The organism is Streptomyces avidinii (assembly GCF_045161815.1).
Taxonomy (GTDB): Bacteria; Actinomycetota; Actinomycetes; order Streptomycetales; family Streptomycetaceae; genus Streptomyces; species Streptomyces avidinii.
In genome coordinates this window covers 820,320-838,767 of sequence record NZ_CP108863.1, presented here as the reverse complement: position 1 = coordinate 838,767, position 18,448 = coordinate 820,320, and the positions used below count along the sequence as shown (strand labels likewise).

Genomic DNA, 18,448 nt, shown 5'->3' with positions numbered 1-18,448 from the left:
TTCTCTGCGAGCCCTTAGGGGGTGTCTCGCCGTCCTGGCCGGTGTGCTTCAGGCGGGTACGGCGAAGGCCCGCTGGCGTGGCGCCGGTGGTGCAGTAGCCGGTGACGGCAGCGAGGATCTCCTCGTCGGTGATCAGTCCGGTGGGGTCGGTGCGGTGTTCGACGGCGACGCGGCGGGCCTGGTCGGTTCCGCGCCGAGCGCGACCAGCATGAGGTTGACCGCGTCACCGCCCGGTGCCAGGGCAAGGCGATCCGGGTGAACGCCTCCGGGTCCTGGTACAGCCTGGCCAGGGTGGCGCCGACGAACTCCCCTGGGTGATGCAGCCGTCGAGATCGCTGTCCGCGAGGGTGACCGTCCCCTCCCAGTACCGGTCGGCCGCCTCCTGCCGGGGAGGCGGCCTGGTCCGTACCGTCGGCGACGTCGAAGGCCCGCGCGACCCGCTGCGCCATGAGCCGGACGTCCCGGCGGGTGACGCAGGTATTGGGGGCTGGTGCGGATGCCGGACCCCACTCCGGCTACGAGCCGTCTCCCGCGGCGAGCGGACACGTCCTGGACCACACCGCCACCGGCAGCCTCAGGGTCGGCCCGAACACCTCGTAGCGGATGTCGGCCGGGACCACGCCCACATCAGCGCGAGGGGGCCTTGCGCTCTCGGACGGACCGCCGGTTCGCTTGCGACCCGCCTCAGTCACCCCTGCGACCGCCCGCCCGGCGCCGTGCCGCGCGGCTGCGGAAGACGAGGACCAGGCCGGCGGCGAGCAGTGCGCTGCCGAAGGCGAGGATGATCGGGGTGTGGCTGGAGGCACCGGTCTCGGCCAGCGGACCGGCATCGTTGTCGGTGTCCTGGTCGGAGCCGGTGTCCAGGGGAATGGCGTCCGCGGCGTCGAGTGCCGAGCCCGGCGCAGCCGGTCCCGTCGCCGGGGCCGATGCGGGCGCTTGCGCCGAGGCGGGTGCCTGCACCGACGGGGACGCCGATGCGCCGGACCGGTCGGGTGCGGAAGTGGCCGTGGTCTTCGCGGAGGGCGCGGCCGGCGGCGGTACGGGGGCTCCCGGGGAGATGGCTGTGATGGTGACGTCGTCGTAATAGTTGACCACGGCCGGTGTGCCGCCTGCCTTGTGCCCCTTCCAGGCCTGCCAGTTGGGCCGGTACAAACCGATCTTGTGATAGGGGGCGGTGTCCTGGTGGTAGCTGTTGGGACCGCGGTGCGATCCGACCTCGGCTCCGTCGAGCCGGGCGGTGATGGAGCCGGTGGTGGCGGCGGTGGACCAGGTGATGTCGAAGGACCACTGGTTCCAGTGTCCGAGTCGTACCGGGCCGAGGTCGTACTTGACCTCGTGGGCCGGGTGCCTGCTCTCGTCCGCCAGGTCTGAACCCGTCTTCCAGTGGACGATCATCATCCAGCGGTCGCCCTTGACGGCGAGGACGACCGCGGGGTAAGTGCCCGCCCCGCCGTGCCACTGGGAGACGATGGTCTGGGCGTCGTAGCGGATCCAGTCGTTGGGAAGGTAATTGGCGAAGGTGTACCGGTAACTTCCGTAGGGCACGCGCGCTGTGGCTATCTCGGTGCGGTAGGACTTCCCGTCGTCGGGCATGACGAACCGGACGGCCTTGCCGCCATGTCCCCCAGGCGCAGCCTTGACGTCCACGGTTCCGGTGCCGTCGATGCCCTTGCGGGGAAACGCGGTGGTGGCTCCGGACTCGAACCCGTCCTTGAAGGGGACGGGCGTCAGTGCACGGTCGGCGAAGGCCTCGGTCGCCCCGAATCCCACCGCCAACACGGCCGCCAAAGCTGTGCCGACCCGACGTCTGGGGCTGTAACGCTGGAGCATGAACTGTCCTTCAGGTGAGGGGAATGCGGTGGTGAACTGCGGCGCAGCAACCAGTGGCCACGGAGCGAAGGGACAACGACTGCCGTCCACGGCCCAGCCACGCACAGCAGGTCGCAACCAATCAGAAACAGACACGTTCGCACGTGTTGGCACATGACATCCTCAACAGGCAGTGCAGTCAAGCGCATGCGGAACGGTGAGATCCGTTCGTGATGTTCCAGCGCAGCCGACCGCGAAGGGGCGTGCGGCGGCGGCAGGCCTTGCCGAGGTGAGGGATCGTCCGGAAGCCTTCGCTTTGCTCCGAGCCGGCACCTGCTGTAGACCGCAGCCCGCCTCATCGGCTCGACCGAATTCATCGGGGCGCCCCCGAACGCGGTGCCGGAGGGGGCTTTGTTCACGACTTCGGTGCTGGCTCAACTTCCGTGAAATGGCCACGCAGAGCAGCGGATCACCAGCTCATCCTTGACGCGGACACCCGCGTCGGCGGCCGGATCGATCGGCAGCTGAGCGAGGCGTTTTACGGCTTGGGGCCGGCGCACGCCGGAGCGGGAGGACAGCCGGTCCTCGGACGAAAGGTCGGCTGCAGCCGAGCTCGCGGGCCGCTTCGCAGGGCGTGCCCTTCTCCACCGGGCCCTCTTCGACCGCCCTCTCGATGAACTCCTGGGACTGAACGGAGAACTGGCAACGGTCCCGGGGTAGACCGCTCCGAACCCGCCCGCTACTGACCGACCTGAGGGCCCGCCGCCTCACCGGCAAAGCCACCATCTCCTGGCGCGACGCGGCGTAACCAGATGAAATACCAATGACGGGATGAAACATCGGGAGGAAGCGACCTCTAAGAGTGCTTGGCCCTGCCATCGCTCAAATGAAGTCGGAGGCGTGACCGTGCGCCCAGTGGCGGAAGGTGCGAGCTGGAGTTCCCGTTATCTGGTCGAGTGTGAGGAAGGCATCGTCCTCCGGGGCCCTCGTGTCATGGGGTTCATCTGTGATGCCTTCGATGCCGTCGTAGCTTTCGAACCCGAACAGGAAGTCTGCGTTCGCGGCCGCGAAGCCCCCTTGGGCTCGGTAGAAGTCGCGGGCTTGTGCGGCGGAGACCTCATCGAGCGTGATCTGTTCTCCGATCGCTTCTGCGATCACTGCAACCTGTTCGCGTTTGGTGAGACTTTCCGGTCCAATGATCGTGTCGATCCGTCCGAGGCGGTGTGGGTCGAGCAGGTTGGCCAGGACGACGTCGGCAACGTCGGCCTCATGGACGGGATGCCCGATCTGATCAGGAAAGGGCTCCACAGCTCGGCGACTCACCTTGATCCCTGGTCCCCATATGAGGAGTGAGTTTGTCGCGAACTCACCGGGACGCACGATGCTCCAATCCAGTCCTGAGTCCATGACGGCCTGCTCGACGACGGCGTTGCACGTCGTGTCGTAGCCGGCCGTTACGGCGGCGGAGGAGACCACAACCACGTGCTCGACGCCCGCTTGTTTTGCGCGAGAGACGACCGCCTCAGCGGTCTCAGGGACCGCGATCAGGACGAGTTGCTCGGCACCGTCGAATGCGTGCCTCAGCGTGGACGGGTCGTCCAGGTCGCCGAATACCACGTCCGCACCATCCGGGAGTGAGGCACGTTGCGGGTGTCGCGAGATTCCGCGCACCGTGTGACCGGCAGCAAGCAGCCCTGCGACGACCGGGTGGCCGATCGTCCCAGTGGCCCCGGTGACAACAATGGGAGGGGACTTCCTTAAGTGAGACATAGTTTCTCACTATAAGACGCCGACATGTCAGGATGCATCCGAGAAACGGCCGCAGTCCGGACATGCAGAGCCGGTCGCGCGGCCCCTCGCCGCCACCTCGACCGTCCCGAACGCGGCCGTAACCGCTTCGACATCCGCCTCGTCGATACCGGCGAGTACCAGTGAGTCCCAGACGGTGCATCGGTCTGCATGACCAGCACCATCACCGTCCACACACCCGACTCCTCGCACTCGAACATCGGGGTACCGCTCGGCGACGACTCCCCAAGATCTGTACCAGATCCGCGTTGCGACGTCGTTTCGACACGAGATTGAGAGTTGCACGCTCGCGCGAACAGCCGATACATGCGAGAACGGGAGGCACCCCTCGCTCATGCATCCCTGATCACGGCAGCTGGACACCACGCCCGTCGGGCCGTTCGTTGTACCTCAGTGCAGGCCGGGCTTTCGCCGCCCGGGGAGCGATGCGAGAACGAGAGCATGAGCACGATCGACCCGGATGCCGAGCGGAACCCCATTCCGGGCAGGTGTCGGGACTGATGTGCGGTGTCGGTCATCTATCGGCGGCTGCCGGTTCGATGTCGGTGGCTTGTCGGCGAGGTCCGGCAACGTTCCAGAGACGGCCGGCCGGAGCCCACTGGGCGGCCCTGATCCCCAGGAGCCACGATGCACATGCCCGTCACGATCATCGGCGCAGGACTCGGCGGACTCACTCTGGCCCGCGTCCTGCACGTCCACGGAATCCCGGTCACGGTCTACGAGGCGGAGTCCTCCCCGACGGTGCGCACGCAGGGCGGGATGCTCGACATCCACGACTACAACGGGCAGCTCGCCCTCAAGGCGGCCGGCCTGATGGACGAGTTCCACGCCATCGTCCTGGAGGGCCGCCAGGCGATGCGCGTCCTCGACCCGGACGGAACCGTACTGCTCGACAGGGCCGACGACGGCACGGGCGGACGCCCCGAGGTGCAGCGCGGCGAGTTACGACAGATCCTGCTCGACTCGCTGCCGGCCGGCACCGTCCGGTGGGGGCACAAGGCCGCCGGTACCCGCCCCGTCGGCGGGGGCCGCCACGAGGTGACGTTCGCCGACGGCGGCACCGTCGTCACGAGCCTGCTGGTCGGTGCGGACGGCGCGTGGTCCCGGGTCCGGCCGCTGCTCACTCCCGCCGCACCCGAGTACGCCGGCACGTCGTTCGTCGAGACGTACCTGTTCGACGCCGACACCCGCCACCCTGCCGCCGCGAAGGCGGTCGGCGGCGGGATGCTGATCGCGCCCGCACCGGGCAGGGACATCTTCGCCCACCGGGAAAGCGGGACACCCTGCACACCTACGTGGCGCTGACCAGGCCGCAGGAGTGGTTCGCCGCCATCGACTTCGCCGATCCTGCCGCGGCCACCGCGCGGATCGCGCGCGAGTTCGACGGCCGGGCACCGGAACTCACCGCGCTGATCACCGACGGCGACACAGCGCCGGTCCTGCGCCCCCAGTACGCCCTGCCGACCGGGCACCGCTGGGACCGGGTGCCGGGGGTCACCCTGCTCGGCGACGCCGCCCACCTCGCGCCCCCGAACGGCGAAGGCGCCAACCTGGCCATGTACGACGGCGCCGAACTCGGCAAGGCCCTCGCCGCGCACCCCGACAATGTCGAGGCCGCGCTCACCGAGTACGAGCAGGCCATGTTCCCCCGCAGCGCCGAGGTCTTTTGAAGGTGGAGAGGTTCCGGGCATCGACGAGTACAACACGGCCCAGGGCCTGATCAACATCATCGCCGAGAAGGGCCAATGAGCCACTCAGGCCCCGATCTGATGCTCTGCGTCCCACCCTCGCTCAAGCTTAGGCGGCGGTGGCTCCCGAACGAACTCATCGACATTGATCACGGGCGCGAGCGATGAACCGACTCCCGAAGTCGTTGACAAACGTATCCCGTTCTCAGGTGTCCGCGTCAAGGATGAGCTGGTGCTCCGGGCTCAGCCGAGTGAGGTGCTGGGCCAGGGCCGCTCCATCTGGCTTGACTATGAGAAGGGCGAAGCAGTCCGGTTCGATCAAGGAGGGCTCCTGTGCGAGCACGATCTCACGGGGCGCTCCGACTCCACCTGGAGCCCAGGCCAAGCCAATCCGTAGCTCTGCGTGGCCATTTCACGGAAGTTGAGCCAGAAGGGAAGTCGTGAACAGAGCCAACCGACACCGATACCCCCAGCACCGGCTCACTGCCGTCCTCAATCCCACCCGGCCAGGTGCACACGCAGCCCTCTGGATTCGCATACGGCGATGCATCGCTTTGCCTGGGCGTCACCGAAGGGCGTCGTGGCCCCGGGCGGACACACGCGCCCAGCAAAGACGCGTGCACTCCACGTCAAGAAAGCGTGCACCGCTCGCCGAAGCCGGCATTGGCGGCGCCTGGCGATACTCGGCGGGACGTACTCGATCGGCGCACACCTCGACGGAAGGCGTCCCACCATGCGTACCAAGCTTGTGCTCGGCCTTGCCACCGCCGCACTGCTCGCGAGCCCCCTGGCCACCGGAGCCGCTTCCGCGGCCACCGACACGGAGTCCGCGCTCACCGCAGTTCGGAGCTGTCCTCCGGAGCAGACGTACGACGACATCTCCTGCACGATGGCCTACAACGGTTCCTCCTGGTACAAGGGCGACTGGGTTGCCGTGCACCGTAGCCAGAGCGGCGGCACCTGGGTCAACGGCTACTCCAACAAGAGCGGTGTCTTCCGGGTGCTCCTCCGCAACGGGAACGGAAACAGCGTGGGCTCGGTCTGGACCAACGGAAACACCGGTCAGGGCGCCTCGGCCGGCCGGGTCAGCACCGTGCCGGCCCTGACTGGAACCATCGAAATCAACGGCGGTGCCTCGCGCCTCACCGTCAACGGCTGATCCGCGCACCGTACTCGGCAGCGACTCGAGGGGTCGTCCGGCATCCGCCGGGCGGCCCCTCCCGTCACGACCGCCCCATGCAGGCAGACCTGCCTGCCCCTCGGACGCCTGCCCCTCGGACGCCACCGCTCGGGACACCGCCTCTCATGGGCGCGGCAGTGGGGTCGACGGGAACGCGCCCGATCCGGTGATCCGCCCGGCACGGCATGAGCCGGGTTGCCTGCCCTCCCTCCGGCCGGGCTCACGCCACTGGCGAGCCCGTACCCGCCCATCGGCCCGTTCCGCTCACCCCCACCACGCACGCACATCAGGCCACGGGGCGATCCGGGGTGTGGAGAACGGGATACCTCCCCCCGGAGGATGGAGCGACCGTCCGCCCGGCAGCGCGTCGGAGGCGCGGTGCGCGAGGGGGACTCATGAGCTTCACCGTCTACGACACGGCGGACCTGCCGCGCGAGCACCGGTTCGAGTGGTGGCGCGAGACGGTCAGCCTGGGCGCCGGCCCGACCCGGATCACGACGGACCGGCCATCGGATTTCACGGGCAGCATGGGCATCCTCTCCCTGGGCGCCACACGACTCGCCGTGCTGGACTTCCCCCCTCTCGTCTCCGAGCGCACGGCCCGCCTGATCCGCCAGTCCGACCCGGAGACGTATGAGGTGACGCTCCTGCTCAGCGGCGGGATGGACGTCTCACAGTGCCGCCAGGACGCCAGACTCGCCGCAGGCGACTTCAACCTCTGGTCCTCGTCCCGCCCCTACACCGGCCGGAGCACCTCTGACCGTGACTCCGGTCCGTCCCGCGCCATCGTCCTGCACCTGCCACGCGTCGATCTCCTGCTGCCCGAGGCGAAGACGGACCGGCTGATCGCCCACGCGCTGCCTTCGGCGACCGGGATCGGGGCCGTCCTCGCCCGCCACCTCGTATCCGTCGTCCAGGAGGCGAAATCCCTCACGGAAGGGGACGGGGAACGACTCGGCGATATGACATCGGACTTGGCCACGGCCTTCCTCGCCCACTACGCGAGCGCCGCAGACCGCCTCCCCCCGGATACGCGCCGCCAGTTGCTGGTGCGGCGGCTCGATCTCTTCATCGAGGACAACCTCGCCGATCCCCGACTCTCGCCGCCGGCCATCGCCGCACGCCACCACATCTCCGTACGGCTGCTGCACAAGCTCTTCGCGGAACGCAAGGAAACTGTGGCCGAGACGATCCGCAGGCGCCGGCTCGAACGGTGCTCTACCGACCTGCTGGACCCGACGTTGTCCTCCCTCCCCATCCACGCGATCGCCAGCCGCTGGGGGTTCACCGACGCGGCGGTCTTCAGCCGTGCCTTTCGCACCGCGTACGGAATCTCACCTCGGGAGCACCGACATCGCCACGGGGCGCGGCCGGAACCGGGATGGGCGCTCAGCCCATAAGCCGGGACCGTGCGCTACGACGGCGCCTGCTTTGTTGCTGGAGGGGACACCAGCAGAGGAGCGAGCCCAACGCCTTGGCGGTCGGTGGCCCGCTCCAGGAACGGTGCACCGGTCACGGCCAGGACGCCGGCGGTGACAGCGGCGAGACATGATCCATCCTCGTGGTAGCGGAACGTCGATCAGCTTCCGGAAAGAGCCGCTGTGAGACGGGCATCAGGTGACCGTTCCCGTGGCGGGGACGGCGAACTACGGTGCCCCCGAAATCAACCAGAAACCAACAGGTCTCAACGGGTGAGGTCTATGAGACTCCTGCCGTGGGAGATCGTCAACCCCGCGCCGTTGGCTGAGATGAGCTCGTAATCTTCCTTGGTTCCCCTCATGTGAGGTCGGTCCGGTGGCTTGTTCTCGCGGTTGATTCGCTAAGCCCGGCCATCCAACAGAAGCTCGTCGATCACCACTACTGAACAGAAGTCAACAAGAATCGGGTTCCGATCACTTACGCTGACACCCCATCACCCGGCATGCCTGGGAGTCGGCCCTGCTTCGACGTCGCGGGCAACGCGCGTACCGGACCACTCATCCACGACACCACCATCAAGCGACTCCGCTATGCGACGCTCCGTCAACTCGCAGGCTCGCCACCGTAGTTAGCGTTTCGTTATAGACCAGCAAGTGATCTCCACTGGTTCTCCATCTGTACTGCACAGTATGGTCTGCGCAGCTTCAGCCACCGGACGAACACCTGAATGACCGGTTGCGGAGGTTCGGTCCCGTGCCCGACGGTGCGTGAGAGGGGCGGCGACGCCTGTCCTTCCGAGTCTCGCCAGCCCCCAAAACCTCACCCGATCGCCGCGGCCGAATGGCTGCCCGGCTTCGCCGTCCCCTCTCCCCTCACCAACCGAACTCCCCGCTTCGTACGAGGAAACGCCCATGCCCATCGCAGTGCTGCCGTCCTCCACCCGCCGCCCAGCCCCTCTCCTCACAGCGTGCACCGCCGCCCTGATGGTCGTCGCTCTGGGCGCTGCTTCGCCGGCCGCCGCAGCCGATTCGGTCTCGTACGACTTCGAGTCCCCGTCCCAGAAACTGCCGTTCATGGCGCTCAACGGCTTCGGCCGCGTTCTGGTGGGGCCCGCACCCGGAGGGAAGTCGGGGCAGGCGGCGCGCGTGAACATCCCCAACGACGGGCGTTCGTTCAAGTCCGAGCTGGTCATCAAGGGCCTTGACGCGGGCAGTCATCGTTTCGTCTTTGCCAACTACCTGCCCGGTGACTGGCAGGAGCGGGACCTCGACACCATCGTCGCCCAGTGGTTCAGCACGCAGGACGACGGCGGGGGCATCAAGCCCGTCGTCGCGCTGTCGGTCCACGGCGGCAACTGGCAGCTGAAGGTCCACTGGATGAGCAACGGTGAGATACAGGAATCCGTCCTCCCGCTCGGTGCTGCGCGTCCGGGCCATTGGAACCGGTGGGTCTTCGACATCACGTGGTCCACCGCGGGCAGGCCCGGCTCGATCCACGTCACGCGGGACGGCGTCACCGTCGGTTCGCACCAGGGTGCCAACAACTACCACCGCGGCGATCCGCCGCACTTCCGGATCGGTGCCTACCGGCCCAGCTGGCGTCCGGAGAAGGGGCCGGAGAAGCGGGCCGGAGCAGCCGAGGCGGTCCTCTTCATCGATGACATCGCCATCACCAGCACCACCCCCGGCACCCAGCCGAACCCGGGCCCCACCACCCCCGCCACCCTTGCCCCCTCGGGTTCCCCGACCCCGTCGCCCAGTCCCACGTCCACCAGCTCACCCTCCGCCTCCGCACAAGCCGGTGCCGCGTCCACAGGCGCTACGTCGACGTCCGCCGGCGACGCAACTCCCGGAGCGACCGGGAAGAAGTCGAACGCCAACGGGTCCTCGCTCCCGAGCGCCGGCGCGACCGGTGTGATCGCCATCGCGGCTGCCAGCGTCGTGGCACTGGCCGTCGGCGCGTACCTCCTCCGACGACGCAGCGCCACCCGATCGACCCACGGTCGGCACCGTCCGTAAGGCTTCTGCCGCACCCGCCGCAACTCCGGCCATTTCCACAGCTTGTCGGAAGTTCACAAGTTCCGCGGGGGCCGCGCAGCCTCAGGTTACGCTCCCCGCCCCGGGTCGGCCGGCACCTGAGCCGCCCGGGGCAACTGCGCCGAGCACACGGGCCTGCCGTGCGATTGCTGTGCTCCTGCGGTTGCTCTCCGCATGAACCAGCCACCAGGTCCACGTCTTCGCACAGTTCGGGGGGCAGTTCGACGAAGGCGTCGCGGTCCTGCTGCAGCCCCTCTCCGTGCCCGTTACCGGTAGCAGCCCTCTTCGCCGGCCATCGGCATCAAGCCCGTGGCCGCAGCACCCTTCGGCCGCCACCCCGTCTCCGCAACGCCGATGTCTCCCCGCCCTGCGCCTGCCTCGCACGCCCACTGATGGAAAGCCCTGCCCCGTTGACGCTGGCCGATCACCAGACCGCCGCCCCGCCGTCCGCCACATACGGCGCCGTGCTGGGCAGCCGACACGTTGTCCGCCTGCTCGGCGGAACCCTGACCGGGCGCCTGCCCAACAGCATGGTTCCCGTGGGGCTGGTCCTGTGGATCACCGATGGCGGAGGGTCGCTGGCCTTCGCCGGACTGCTTGCCGCGCTGTACGGGCTGGCTTCCGGGCTGTCCCAGCCGGTCAAGGGGAGACTGATGGACCGCCACGGCCAGACCCGTGTATCGGCACCGGCGGTGCTGCTCAACGCGGGCTGCCTGGCCGCGCTCCCCTGGATCGGAGCGTGCGGGCACCCGGCGGCGGTGACCGCTGTAGTGGGGTGCGCGGGTCTGGTCACACCTCCGCTGGAGGCAGGACTACGGGCACTGTGGCCGACCGTCCTGCCCGACCTCGGGCGGCGCCGAGTCGTTCAAGCCCTCGACACCGGCTCGCAGGGACTCCTCTACATCGCCGGCCCCCTGCTCGCCTCGTGGCTCGCCACCACGCACGGGCCCAACACCGCCTTGACCGCGACCGCCGCGCTCTCACTCGTGGGCACAGCGGTCGTTCTGACCGCCACACCGTCACGGACCTGGCGTCCCGCCACCACCGGGGCGACCGGAACCGAACGGCTGACGAGCGCCGGCCTGACTGCGCTGTACACCGCACTGGCGGGAACGGGGTGCGCCTTCGGAGCGATGAACGTGTGGGCCGCTGGAATGGCCGCCACCCACGGCCTGGCCATGCTCTCCGGCGTGCTACCCGCCGCGTTCTCCACCGGCAGTCTCCTGGGCAGCCTGATCTACGCCCGCCGGGCGCGGCCCGGCACGACCCCCACCCGACTCATCACCACCAGCGCCCTGTTCCTCATCGGCTGGGGGCCCCTGCTCGCCCAGCCCGGCCCCCGCACAGCCATCGCCCTCACGGCGATCCCGGGGCTGTTCTTCACCTTGATCATCACCCACGGGTTCCACACCGTGGACGTTCTCGCTCCACCGTCCCGCACCACCGAGGCGTACGCCTGGCTGATCCTGTCGGTCGGCACCGGCCAGGCCGTCGGAACCGCGCTCGCCGCAACCCTCACCGCACACTCCGACATGCTCGCCGGGCTTCCCGCCGCAGGCGCCGCGACCGCACTCACCATCCTCACCCTCGCCCGCAGCAAGCTCGGCCCAGAGCGCCGCCCCAATCGCCACCGGCGTCACGGCCGCCACCGGAAGGACCACGTCAACCCTCCTCTGCGAGAGGCCCGCGTGGCCGTCGCCAGTAAGTGCCGCCCGGGCCAGGTCCCCGCTCTCGCCAGCCGGGTCCGGCATCGGTGATCGAGCCTCCCGCCGGCGGGGCCTCCTTTCGCGGGGAGGCCGCCGAGGTGCCGCTGGCCGGTGGCGGCGCCCGGATGCACCTGCCACTGCTGGACGGCAACGACACGGTGGGCGTGTCACCCCTTGCCCCTGATGGACCAGGACGGTTCGGCTGCAGCCTTGACAGCGTCCGACCATGCCCCGAAACTCTCCTGCAACTTCATGTTTACGTCAACATGGTCACCCGCTGGTTGGCGTGCATGATCGTCGGATCCCGACTTTCTCCCTGGACAGGAGGAGGCGGGGCGGAGGGTCGATCCCAGCCGTCCCGCGCGGGATTCACCTCAGCCATGTCGCCGAACGCGCTCACCTCACCCCGCCAACCAGCGGGAATGGTCAGGCGACCTCCACGCGGTCATCAGCGACAACCGTGAAGCCGCCCGCGAGGCCGTTGCGGCCCTGACCGCGGCCGGCCACCGCCGCATCGGATTCGTCTGGGGACCTCCTGTCCCGGAACAGCCCACCACTCGACGCGCGCTGCTCGCCGCGTCGGCCCGCGATCTGTGGACCGACAGCGAGCGGCTGCGGGGGTATCTCGATGCGCTCGACGACGCCGGCATCCTCTTCGACCCGCAGCTGGTGATGGTGGGCCCCAAGACCGAGAACCGGGCCACGCGCGAGGTCGATCGCATGCTCAGCCTCACCGATCGGGCCACCGCCTTCTTCTGCACCGAGACCGACGCCATGACCGGAGCCCTGCGCACACTCAGGGCGAAAAGACTGTCCTACCCCGGCGACGTGTCACTGATCGGATTCGACGACAGCGCGTGGGCCGGTCGGCCTTCGCCTCCACCACCGGCATCCTGGGCGCCCTGATGCCGCTCGCGGCCCCGTTCCTCGCCTCGGGATCCATCACGACCACCGGCCTGGTCGTCGCCCTCGCCTCGGCCTCGACGATCGTCGACGCCAGTCCCTTCTCGACCAACGGAGCCCTCGTGGTCGCCAACGCGCCGGAACCGCTGCGCTCGGACACCTACCGCAACCTGCTGCGCTGGGGTGCGGGCGTATGCGCATTCGCCCCGGGTGCGGCCTGGCTCGCCTTCGTGGTGATCTGACGCGCGGACCGGCCCTCCGGAGGAGGTGTGTTCCCCGCCGAGAGGGCCGAAGCGCGTCCGGCGGGGGGCAGGCGGCCTTGGCCGAGGTGTCATGTTCACGTTAACATTCTCTCTCCGATGCCGATGCCGTTGCCGGCACCGGCTGCACAGCGTGTGGCAGGCCGCACCGTCGCGGCAGGACACGCCTCGAACTGTGAGATCAGCTCCGTCGGGCAGGCCCGGACAGGCCGCCCGGACCGCTTCGGCCGGCGAACGCCGGCCCCCGCACCGGGAGTCACAGTGAAACGAACCCTCCGCAGGACAGTGAGAACGGGTGCCTTGTTGTGCGCCGCCGCCGTGATCGCCGCCGGCCTCCCCTCCACAGCCGCTGCCGGCACCGACCCGCCCGGGGCGGGCGCCGCGAACGTCCGGCAGACCCCGGACGAGAACGCGGCCCTCCTCGCCGGTGCCCGTGCGGGCCGGTCGGCCGTGGCGAAGGCGCTCGGCCTGGGCGGGCAGGAAGCCCTGGTGCCCACGTCCGTCCTCAAGGACGCGGACGGCACGCTGCACACGCGCTACGACCGCACCTTCGCCCAACTGCCCGTGCTCGGTGGTGACCTGGTGGTCCACACTGCGCCGGGAGGAGCCGTCAAGGGCGTCACCAAGGCGGCGGGCGCCCCCATCGCCGTGCCCTCCACCACGGCCGGCGTGACCGCCGACTCCGCGGTGTCCTTCGCCCTCGGCCGGGCGAGGACCGACGGTACGAAGGACCCCGCAGCCCAATCCGTGCGCAAGGTCGTCTGGGCGGCTTCCGGTAGCCCCACGCTGGCCTGGGAGACGGTCGTCGGCGGCCTCCAGCACGACGGCACGCCCTCGGAACTGCACGTCGTCACCGACGCGAGGACGGGCGGCGAGATCTTCGCGTACCAGGCCGTCAAGAACGGCATCGGCCACGGCCAGTACGGCGGCCAGGTCACCCTCGGCACCTCGGGATCCACCGGAAGCTACCTCCTCAAGGACGACACCCGCGGCGGCAACAGGACCACCGACCTGGGGCACGCCCCCGACGACGACGCGCCCGGCACCCTCTTCACCGACGCCGACGACGTCTGGAGCGACGGCAGCCCCGGGGACCGTCAGTCGGCCGCGGTGGACGCCCACTACGGCGCCCAGCTGACCTGGGACTACTTCAAGGACATCCACGGCCGCAACGGCATCAGGAACGACGGGGTCTCCGCCCACAGTCGGGTCCACTTCGGGAACGCGTACTCGAACGCCTACTGGTGGGACCAATGCTTCTGCATGACCTACGGTGACGGCGCCTACAACACCCACCCCCTCACCTCGATCGACGTGGCCGCGCACGAGATGACGCACGGCATAACGTCCTTCACGGCAGGCCTGCGCTACAGCGGGGAGTCGGGCGGGCTCAACGAGGCCACGTCCGACATCTTCGGCGCCGTGGTGGAGTTCTGGGCGGACAACCCGTCCGACCCGGGCGACTACCTCGAGGGCGAGAAGATCGACATCAACGGCGACGGCACGCCGCTGCGCCACATGGACCGCCCCTCCAAGGACGGCGACTCCGCCGACCACTGGTACCCGGGCATCTCCCGGATCGACGTCCACCACTCGTCGGGCCCCGCCAACCACTGGTTCTACCTGGCCTCCGAGGGCAGCGGTGCCAAGCTCGTCAACGGCGTCACCTACGACTCACCGACCCACGACGGCAAGCCGGTCAATCCGATCGGCCGCGACGTCGCCGCGAAGATCTGGTACCGGGCGCTGACGACCTACATGACGTCGACCACCGACTACGCGGGCGCGCGCACCGCCACGCTGGAGGCCGCCGCCGACCTGTACGGGAAGGACGGAGTCGTCTACAACAACGTCGGGAACGCCTGGGCGGCCGTCAACGTCGGTCCCCGCATGGTCCAGGGAGTCACGCTGACCAGCCCCGGCAACCAGGTCTCCACGACCACGGCAGCCGTCGACCTCCGGATCCGGGCCGTCACCGGGAACCCGGGAGCCACGCTGACCTACGCGGCCACCACCCTGCCCGCCGGCCTGGCCCTCGACTCCTCGACCGGCGCGATCACCGGCACGCCGACCACGGACGGCAGCTCGGCCGTCACCCTCACGGCGGAGGACTCGACCGGAGCCGTCGATGTGGTCTCGTTCTCCTGGCTCGTCTACACCCCCGGCAACTGCTCCACGACACAGCTGCTCGACAACGCCGGCTTCGAATCGGGGCCGAAGGCCTGGACGGCAGGCGGCAACTCGTCGTTGATCACTGCCGACAACTCCTGGCTCCCCGCGCGCACGGGCTCGTGGAAAGCCCTGCTCGGGGGCCACGGGAGTTCGGCCACCGACACGCTGACGCAGACCGCGTTCATCCCGTACGGCTGCCGGGCCACGGTCAGTTTCTGGCTGCGGGTCGTCACCAGGGAGGAGACCACGACGGTGCCGTACGACAGGCTGACCGTCCAAGCGAACGGCGCGAGTCCGGCGACGTTCTCGAATCTGGACGCGAGCGCCGACTACGTGCGGCGGACCATCGAACTCGATTCCTTTGAAGGGCAGTTCGTGGCCCTGACCTTCACCGCCAGGGAGGATCTGGCCGCCCCGACCTACTTCGTGATCGACGATACCGCTCTCCACATCCATCCCTGAGTCCTGCGAAGCGGCGGGTCCCGCAAAGGCCTGTGTGCGCCTCCGCTCCGGCGGAGGCGCACACAGGCCGTTTCGTCAGGGGCAGTTGACCATCGCGTCGCCGGTGTCGCGGGTGCAGGAGTCGAAGGCGGGACCGCCGTCGAGGCTGTCGTTGGCATTGACGCCGTCGGCGGCGACGAGGGTGTCGCTGCCCTCCCCGCCGTTCAGGGTGTCGTTGCCGCCCTCGCCGGTCAGCGTGTCGTTGCCGGCGTCGCCGTTGAGGGTGTCGTTGCCCTCGTTCCCGTTGAGGGTGTCGTTCCCCGGCCCGCCGCTGATGGTGTCGTTGCCTCCCAGGCCGAAGATGGTGTCGTTCCCCGGCCCGCCGTTGATGGTGTCGTTGCCGGGCGTCGCTGCCGTGAGGCCGGTGGCTCCGGCCGGTTCGTCGCCGACGAGGCGATCGGCCCGGGGGCCGCCGTCGAGCCGGTCCTTACCGCTGCCTCCGTACAGGGTGGCCGGGACGTCGAGGTTGGGGGAGACCGTGATGGTGTCGTCGCCGTCCTGGCCGCGGGCCTGCACGTCCGTGGGGAGCGGGCACGCCACGGTGTCCTGTGCGCGAGGTGTGCAGGGGGCAGAGGCGCGTACCTCGGCGGCGGTGTCCGAGACGAGGACGACGTCGCCCTGGCGGCGGAGGGTGATGTCGTTGGCCACCCCCTGACCGGCGGTGACGAGCAGGGTTCCTCCGGACATCTCGACGACCGTGGCGCCCGCGAGGTGGCGCGGCCCGGAGGCGAGTGGTGCCGCCGAGGCGGGAGTGCCGGCCGACGCGGCGCACAGAAGTGCTCCCGCGGTGAGTAACGAGCAGATGTGTCGCACTGTCATGTTCGTGTGTCTCCCTCGTCGTCAGTACGCGTTCGTCGTGGGCACGTGCATCGTGGGCGAGCCTGGATGCGGCCGTCCCGGCCTCTTCGGGCGGGTCACGGGCATTCGGTGACGCTGTCGCCCAGGTCGGCGCGGCAGGCGTCGGCCTCGTCGCCTCCACGCACGTAGTCGTTGCCGCTGACCTCGTCGACGGCGTCGAGGTTGTCCCGGCCCGGGCCGCCGTCCACGAAGTCGTTTCCGGTTCCCGCGATCACCTGGTCGTTGCCGTTGCCGCCGCTCACCACGTCGTTCCCGGCGCCCGCGTTGATGATGTCGGAGCCGTTCCGGCCCTCGATCGTGTCGTTGCCGGGGCCGCCGAAGAGCCGGTCACGGCCGCTGGAGCCGGTGAGCGTGTCGTTGCCACCTCCCCCGGAAAGGAAGTCGGCACCCTCGTCGCCCTCCAGGGTGTCGTTGGCGCCGCCGCCGTAGAGGCTGTCGTCCCCCGCGCCACCGACGAGGGTCACTCCCGGGCTCTCCAGGAACGACGTGACGTCGTCGGCCTGGTCACCGGCGTGGACGACGAGCTCGGTCAGGCTGCCGGCCCCCGGGCAGGCGGCCTCGTTGGCGCTGACCGCCCTGCACCCGCCCAGGGCGGTCACGGTGTCTCCGGTGTCCCTGATCCGGATGGTGTCGCCGGCCTGCCACACCGAGATGGTGTTGCTCAGCCCCACGGCGGCCGTCACCGTGACGGACGTGCCGGTCCTGCTCACCAGCGTGCCGTCCGCCGATGCCTCGGGCGCAGGCACGCCGGGCGTCGCGGCCGCCGGGCCGGCGAGGGCCAGTGCGAGGCCGAGTACCGCGGTCACGCATGCGATGGTGCGGGGTAACGCCTTGTCCATGGTCTACCTCCTGGAGAGCGTTCGGGCAGATCGGATGGCCTGAGCGCCCGCCAGGGCGAGAACGACGTAGGCAGGCGTCGACCACGCGAGAAGCAACCATGATTCAACGTGTACGAACAAAATCAAACGTTGGATCGGGATGAGACTGGGGGTCCGAGGGATCGGTGTCAAGCAGTCCCTCATCCATCCCCGCGCCCGTCCGGGTCTCCGACCTGCGCCGATCCGTAGAGAGCGGATCTCATGAAGAACGGGCTTCGGCCAAAGTCGGCTCGATCCCGCGGGCATCAGCCGTGAGCGGCGGCGCCTGCCGCGCGGGCGGCCCTGCGCCGGCGGCGGAGCAGCAACCAGGCGGCCGACGGGAGCGCCAGGCACGCCGCGAAGAGCCACGGGACCTTCAGGAAGCCGTCGGTTCCCGAACTGCGGACGTCGTCCGCGCTCGCCGTGACGGTGACCTGCCCCCAGCCCGCGACGGGGGCTCCCGCCCAGGTCTCCGTGAGCCGGACCTGCTGCCCCGGGAGCAGCTCGGCCGGTACGTTCGCGAGCCGCCGTTCGCCGGGCCCTCCCACGACCACGCCGCCGGTGCGGAGGGAGACCGTGGGGGTGAGCTTCACGTTTCCCGTGTTGTGCACAGTGTAGGAGACGGTCGACTCGCGGGTGCCGGTCCACGGTATCTGCGGACTCCGCGCCGTGAACCGCACGTCCTCCACGGCCAGTCCGGGTTGGCGCGGCCCCTCGACGCGGAGATAGATCCTGGCTCCGACACCGCGCTGGACGCCCAGGTGCGAGCCCTCGGCAGGCTGCAGGCGGGTGTCGACCGCGACGAGGGCGCCCACGTGGTCGCCGGGCGAGGCGTCGCCGGGAACGGTGAGGGTGATCCCGACCGTCACCGCCGAGCGGGGCGGCACGGTGACGGTGTCCCGCTCGGGCTTTCCCCAGGCGCCGACGTCCCGCTGGGCTTCCTCCATGCCGCGAACGGCCAGTCCGCCGTCGCGTTCCGTGTTGTGGGCGTCCGCTACGTAGAGGCGGAACGTCAGCTCCGCCGCCGTGGTGTTGGTGACGACCGCACGGTCGGTGAGCGTCGTGCCGGGCCGGGCCGGCAGTTCGAAGGCCGCCCGCGGCGTGATCGTGGAGTCCGCGGGCCTGACCGACCATTCGCCATTGTCCGCCGCCCCGGCCGGTGTGGGGGAAAGGCTCGTCAGGAGGAGAAGGAGCAGGGTAACGAAGGCGGTGCGCATGGCTCGTCGGCTTTCCTGGCGCCGCGGGCCGGA

General features: G+C 69.5%; 11 protein-coding genes and 2 pseudogenes. 8 read left to right on the top strand and 5 right to left on the bottom strand.

Going from position 1 to position 18,448, the window contains the following annotated elements; all coding sequences use genetic code 11:
* Positions 1 to 684: 684 nt before the first annotated feature.
* Together OG373_RS03865 and OG373_RS03860 are read right to left on the bottom strand one after the other, a co-directional pair.
* Positions 685 to 1,779, bottom strand: a complete 1,095-nt coding sequence (locus OG373_RS03865) for a heparin lyase I family protein (protein ID WP_405435855.1) — start codon at positions 1,777 to 1,779, stop codon at positions 685 to 687.
* A 912-nt stretch (positions 1,780 to 2,691) separates the two neighbouring features.
* On the bottom strand, positions 2,692 to 3,579 hold the full coding sequence (locus OG373_RS03860; protein ID WP_405435853.1) for an SDR family oxidoreductase: 888 nt from the start codon (positions 3,577 to 3,579) through the stop codon (positions 2,692 to 2,694).
* 666 nt (positions 3,580 to 4,245) lie between these two features.
* Between OG373_RS03860 and OG373_RS03855 the strand changes: the two are divergent.
* From OG373_RS03855 to OG373_RS03820, 8 genes and pseudogenes are all read left to right on the top strand, one after another.
* Positions 4,246 to 5,367: pseudogene (locus OG373_RS03855) on the top strand (FAD-dependent oxidoreductase).
* A 672-nt stretch (positions 5,368 to 6,039) separates the two neighbouring features.
* Positions 6,040 to 6,465, top strand: a complete 426-nt coding sequence (locus tag OG373_RS03850) for a hypothetical protein (protein WP_328787023.1) — start codon at positions 6,040 to 6,042, stop codon at positions 6,463 to 6,465.
* A 416-nt stretch (positions 6,466 to 6,881) separates the two neighbouring features.
* Positions 6,882 to 7,886 (top strand): helix-turn-helix domain-containing protein, encoded by a 1,005-nt coding sequence (locus tag OG373_RS03845; protein ID WP_405435851.1) that lies wholly within the window; start codon positions 6,882 to 6,884, stop codon positions 7,884 to 7,886.
* Positions 7,887 to 8,816: 930 nt separating this feature from the next.
* Positions 8,817 to 9,923 (top strand): heparin lyase I family protein, encoded by a 1,107-nt coding sequence (locus OG373_RS03840; protein ID WP_405435849.1) that lies wholly within the window; start codon positions 8,817 to 8,819, stop codon positions 9,921 to 9,923.
* A gap of 428 nt (positions 9,924 to 10,351) precedes the next feature.
* Positions 10,352 to 11,698: an MFS transporter gene (locus tag OG373_RS03835; protein WP_328787020.1), complete on the top strand. Its 1,347-nt coding sequence runs from the start codon at positions 10,352 to 10,354 to the stop codon at positions 11,696 to 11,698.
* Between the two features lie 393 nt (positions 11,699 to 12,091).
* A pseudogene (locus OG373_RS03830) lies at positions 12,092 to 12,553 on the top strand (substrate-binding domain-containing protein); the annotation flags it as partial.
* Positions 12,505 to 12,792 carry a hypothetical protein gene (locus OG373_RS03825; protein WP_405435848.1) on the top strand — a complete coding sequence of 96 codons (288 nt, stop codon included), beginning with the start codon at positions 12,505 to 12,507 and terminating at the stop codon, positions 12,790 to 12,792. The pseudogene OG373_RS03830 and the gene OG373_RS03825, both read left to right, overlap by 49 nt.
* 303 nt (positions 12,793 to 13,095) lie before the next feature.
* Positions 13,096 to 15,444, top strand: coding sequence for a M4 family metallopeptidase (locus OG373_RS03820; protein WP_405435846.1), 2,349 nt, complete (start codon positions 13,096 to 13,098; stop codon positions 15,442 to 15,444).
* Positions 15,445 to 15,519: 75 nt separating this feature from the next.
* Here the strand turns inward: OG373_RS03820 and OG373_RS03815 are convergent, their stop codons facing one another.
* From OG373_RS03815 to OG373_RS03805, 3 genes are all read right to left on the bottom strand, one after another.
* The gene (locus OG373_RS03815) at positions 15,520 to 16,302 is read right to left on the bottom strand and encodes a calcium-binding protein (RefSeq protein ID WP_405435844.1); all 783 of its coding nucleotides are present in this window, start codon (positions 16,300 to 16,302) and stop codon (positions 15,520 to 15,522) included.
* Positions 16,303 to 16,397: 95 nt separating this feature from the next.
* Positions 16,398 to 17,180 (bottom strand): calcium-binding protein, encoded by a 783-nt coding sequence (locus OG373_RS03810; protein WP_405435842.1) that lies wholly within the window; start codon positions 17,178 to 17,180, stop codon positions 16,398 to 16,400.
* 284 nt (positions 17,181 to 17,464) lie between these two features.
* Positions 17,465 to 18,415 carry a DUF916 domain-containing protein gene (locus tag OG373_RS03805; protein WP_405435840.1) on the bottom strand — a complete coding sequence of 317 codons (951 nt, stop codon included), beginning with the start codon at positions 18,413 to 18,415 and terminating at the stop codon, positions 17,465 to 17,467.
* Positions 18,416 to 18,448: the final 33 nt, after the last annotated feature.

Excerpts from the sequence above, each read along its gene's own strand:
- OG373_RS03815 (WP_405435844.1), bottom strand. The coding sequence starts at position 16,302 with ATGACAGTGCGACACATCTGCTCGTTACTCACCGCGGGAGCACTTCTG.
- OG373_RS03810 (WP_405435842.1), bottom strand. The coding sequence starts at position 17,180 with ATGGACAAGGCGTTACCCCGCACCATCGCATGCGTGACCGCGGTACTC.
- OG373_RS03840 (WP_405435849.1), top strand. The coding sequence starts at position 8,817 with ATGCCCATCGCAGTGCTGCCGTCCTCCACCCGCCGCCCAGCCCCTCTC.
- OG373_RS03860 (WP_405435853.1), bottom strand. The coding sequence starts at position 3,579 with ATGTCTCACTTAAGGAAGTCCCCTCCCATTGTTGTCACCGGGGCCACT.
- OG373_RS03850 (WP_328787023.1), top strand. The coding sequence starts at position 6,040 with ATGCGTACCAAGCTTGTGCTCGGCCTTGCCACCGCCGCACTGCTCGCG.
- OG373_RS03805 (WP_405435840.1), bottom strand. The coding sequence starts at position 18,415 with ATGCGCACCGCCTTCGTTACCCTGCTCCTTCTCCTCCTGACGAGCCTT.
- OG373_RS03845 (WP_405435851.1), top strand. The coding sequence starts at position 6,882 with ATGAGCTTCACCGTCTACGACACGGCGGACCTGCCGCGCGAGCACCGG.